Source organism: Bradyrhizobium sp. (assembly GCF_049798375.1).
Classification (GTDB): Bacteria; Pseudomonadota; Alphaproteobacteria; order Rhizobiales; family Xanthobacteraceae; genus Bradyrhizobium.
The window spans coordinates 1-3,612 of sequence record NZ_JBARGP010000379.1; the positions used below are offsets into that span (position 1 = coordinate 1).

Consider the following 3,612-nt stretch of genomic DNA (forward strand, 5'->3'; position numbering starts at 1 on the left):
GCCGACCCCGTTCCGGGCCCAGCCCGCGGCTGCCCCCGCCGGCGACACCGTGGAGAAGGATCCGGGCGAGGCCGCGGCCGAGTCCGACATGGACGACGACGAGTTCGAGAACCAGATGTCGCTGGCGGCCATCGAGGCCGAGCTGAAGCCGAAGGTGGTCGAGACCTTCGACAAGATCGCGTCCGAATACAAGAAGCTGCGCCGCCTGCAGGAGCAGGACATCGCCAACCAGCTGCAGAGCGAGTCGCTGTCGCCCTCGCAGGAGCGCAAGTACAAGAAGCTCAAGGACGAGATCATCGTCGAGGTGAAGTCGCTGCGGCTGAACCAGGCCCGCATCGACAGTCTGGTCGAGCAGCTCTATGACATCAACAAGAAGCTGGTCTCGTTCGAGAGCCGCTTGATGCGCCTTGCCGACTCGCACGGCGTGGCGCGCGAGGATTTCCTGCGCAACTACCAAGGCTCGGAGCTCGATCCGCGCTGGCTCAACCGCGTCTCGAAGCTGTCCGCCAAGGGCTGGAAGAACTTCGTCCACCACGAGAAGGACCGCATCAAGGATCTGCGCCACGAGGTGCAGTCGCTGGCCGCGCTGACCGGGCTCGAGATCGTCGAATTCCGCAAGATCGTGCACTCGGTGCAGAAGGGCGAGCGCGAGGCCCGTCAGGCCAAGAAGGAGATGGTGGAAGCCAACCTCCGGCTCGTGATCTCGATCGCCAAGAAGTACACCAACCGCGGCCTGCAGTTCCTCGACCTGATCCAGGAAGGCAATATCGGCCTGATGAAGGCGGTCGATAAGTTCGAGTACCGCCGCGGCTACAAGTTCTCGACCTACGCCACCTGGTGGATCCGGCAGGCGATCACCCGCAGCATTGCGGACCAAGCCCGCACCATCCGCATCCCCGTGCACATGATCGAGACGATCAACAAGATCGTGCGCACCTCGCGCCAGATGCTCAACGAGATCGGCCGCGAGCCGACCCCGGAGGAGCTGGCCGAGAAGCTCGGCATGCCGCTGGAGAAGGTGCGCAAGGTCCTCAAGATCGCCAAGGAGCCGCTCTCGCTCGAGACCCCCGTGGGCGACGAGGAGGACAGCCATCTCGGCGACTTCATCGAGGACAAGAACGCCATCCTGCCGATCGACGCCGCGATCCAGTCCAACCTCCGCGAAACCACCACGCGCGTCCTGGCCTCGCTCACCCCCCGCGAAGAACGCGTGCTCCGCATGCGCTTCGGCATCGGCATGAACACCGACCACACCCTGGAAGAGGTTGGCCAGCAGTTCTCGGTGACGAGGGAGCGTATTCGGCAGATTGAGGCGAAGGCGCTAAGGAAGCTGAAGCATCCGAGCAGGTCAAGGAAGCTGCGGTCGTTCCTCGACAACTAATGTCAGCCAGTTCTGACTGTCATTGCCGGGCTTGATCCGGCAGTACATCGTATAACAGCGGCGGGCCGAAAGGTCCGTCGTTTTTCTCTCAAGTTGATTCAGGGATCGAGTACCTAACGGTTAGGTTCGCATTACTGCGACACTAGCCAGCACAAATTACGGTTCTTACTTCATCAGGCGTCAAGCGCTTCTCAGTCAAAAGGAGCTTGGCGAGACGTTCAACCTTATCAGCGTTCTGGATCAGAAGATCATGAGCCCGTTGATATCCATCGTATCGCATCTTGCGGCCATCTTCGTGTGTAAGGCCTTCGACCAACCTTATCATCATGCCATGGTCCGCCCATCCAGCGCCACTGTGAGTGGGAGCCGCGAACAGTCGTTGCGCTTCTAGTCCCGCGGCGCAAACTGCTAGTCGGTCAACCAGGCCAAGTGCGGAGCTGTCTTCGCTTTCAGCCGCGCCTTTCGCGTCATCGCCGCCAATGGCAATCTCGATGTGCCCGATTGCCAGTCCCAATGCTGATGCTACGATAGCGTGTCCCGCCTCGTGAAAAGCCGCGCCGCGTTGGTCGCGCGCAGACTGCGAAAAGTCTTCGTCGGGCACTATGAGCGTCTTTCGTTTACTGCGCCGCATTGGATTTCACCGACTGAAAGTAAAAGCGGCGAAAGGATTCGACAATCCGGAGATTTTCGGAGCGGGAAATCAGCAACTGTAGCGCGGACGAGCGAAGCGACATCCGGGTTCTTTTAATCCCGCATTTCGCTTCGCTCATGCGGGCTACGGCTCCTGTCGTCGTGATGCTGGGACTTATACTGACTGCCGTGATGTGCCGATTTGTCCGCATGCCGGCTGAAACCGGCTGAACTTTGCGGCGGCGGCCCAAAGGCGATGCTTGCTACATGGGCGCATGTTGTTCGCCGCTGGGGCTTACATGCGCAATGCTGAGGATCACGTCGCCGAACCGATTGGGCCTCTGAGTGCCGCTGCGATCTGGGCGCCGCTACAGCCCTTCATCGCCGCCGAAGCGCGGCTGGCGCAGGCCGCCGCGCGGAAGCGCTGGACCGCGGGCCTCTACGAATTCCTCCGCTTCGGCGTAAAGCAGGCCTGGGCCTGCCTGTTCGGCGGCATCGCGGTGGCGCTGATGCTGCTGACCTGGCGGTTCTATCCGGTGCATGCGCCGCTCGCGCGCTACGACTTCCTCTTCCTCTGCATGCTCGGCGTCCAGGCCGTGCTGCTCGCAGCAAAGTTGGAGACTTGGGAGGAGGCCAAGGTCATCCTGGTCTATCACCTCGTCGGCACCGCGATGGAGCTGTTCAAGACCGCGACCGGCTCCTGGATCTATCCGGAGCCGAGCCTGATCAGGCTCGGCGGCGTGCCGCTGTTCTCGGGCTTCATGTATTCCTGCATCGGCAGCTATCTCTGCCGGGTCTGGCGTCTGTTCGATTTTCGCTTCACCAACCACCCACAGCGCCGCTGGCTGATCGCTCTAAGCGCGGCGATCTATCTCAACTTCTTCCTCGACCATTACGGTGTTGATCTGCGGCTCGGCCTGTTCGCCGCCAGCGGGCTGCTGTTCTGCCGCGCCACCGTCTGGTTCAGGGTCTGGCGCGTGCACCGTCGGATGCCGCTGCTGCTCGGGCTTGCGCTGGTGTCGCTGTTCATCTGGCTGTCGGAGAACATCGGCACCTTCACCCGCGTCTGGCTGTATCCGTCGCAGAGCCACGGCTGGGCCATGGTCTCGTTCGCCAAGCTCGGCTCCTGGTTTCTGCTGCTGATCATCAGCTACACGCTGGTCAGCCTGATCGACCGGCCAAGGATGATGGTGGCGCTCGACGAGGTGCCATTGCCGCAGCCGGAGCGCGAGGCGGCGTAGGTGCGTAGGGTGGGCAAAGGCACGAGGCAACGCCATTTTGGCATGTGCCGATGGTCGGCGCACCGTGCCCACCACCACGAATGACGGTGTGGATGAATGGTGGGCACGCGCTTCGCGCTTGGCCCACCCTACGGCGGTGATGAGCGCCTACTTCTTCTTCGCCCCGACGCGCTCCAGGGCCTTGATCTCCAGCGGCGGGCGGCCGGATTTTTCCGCGATCTCGCGGTCCTGCTCCATGATGAAGCTGCGGGCCGGCTCGTCGCCGTCGAGGCCGCCGAGCAGTTCGGCCGGCACCCGCCGGTTGGAGCGCTGCGAGCCGTCCTCGTAGGTCACGTTGAAGAAGGCGAATTCGCCTTTGGG

The 3,612-nt window shown here is 62.4% G+C and carries 4 protein-coding genes; 2 read left to right on the plus strand and 2 right to left on the minus strand.

Features of this window, described 5'->3' with window-relative positions; genetic code table 11:
- On the plus strand, positions 1-1,381 hold a 1,381-nt coding region (rpoD, locus tag WA702_RS16230; protein ID WP_425111554.1), incomplete at its 5' end, for an RNA polymerase sigma factor RpoD.
- Between the two features lie 142 nt (positions 1,382-1,523).
- Here the strand turns inward: rpoD and WA702_RS16235 are convergent.
- Entirely contained in the window at positions 1,524-1,982 is a 459-nt protein-coding gene (locus WA702_RS16235) for a hypothetical protein (protein WP_425111555.1), read from the minus strand.
- A gap of 328 nt (positions 1,983-2,310) precedes the next feature.
- Here WA702_RS16235 and WA702_RS16240 point away from each other — a divergent pair, with 328 nt between their 5' ends.
- Positions 2,311-3,252: a DUF817 domain-containing protein gene (locus tag WA702_RS16240; protein WP_425111556.1), complete on the plus strand. Its 942-nt coding sequence runs from the start codon at positions 2,311-2,313 to the stop codon at positions 3,250-3,252.
- A 147-nt stretch (positions 3,253-3,399) separates the two neighbouring features.
- Here the strand turns inward: WA702_RS16240 and WA702_RS16245 are convergent.
- On the minus strand, positions 3,400-3,612 hold a 213-nt coding region (locus WA702_RS16245; RefSeq protein ID WP_425111557.1), incomplete at its 5' end, for a hypothetical protein.

Excerpts from the sequence above, each read along its gene's own strand:
- WA702_RS16240 (WP_425111556.1), top strand. The coding sequence starts at position 2,311 with ATGCGCAATGCTGAGGATCACGTCGCCGAACCGATTGGGCCTCTGAGT.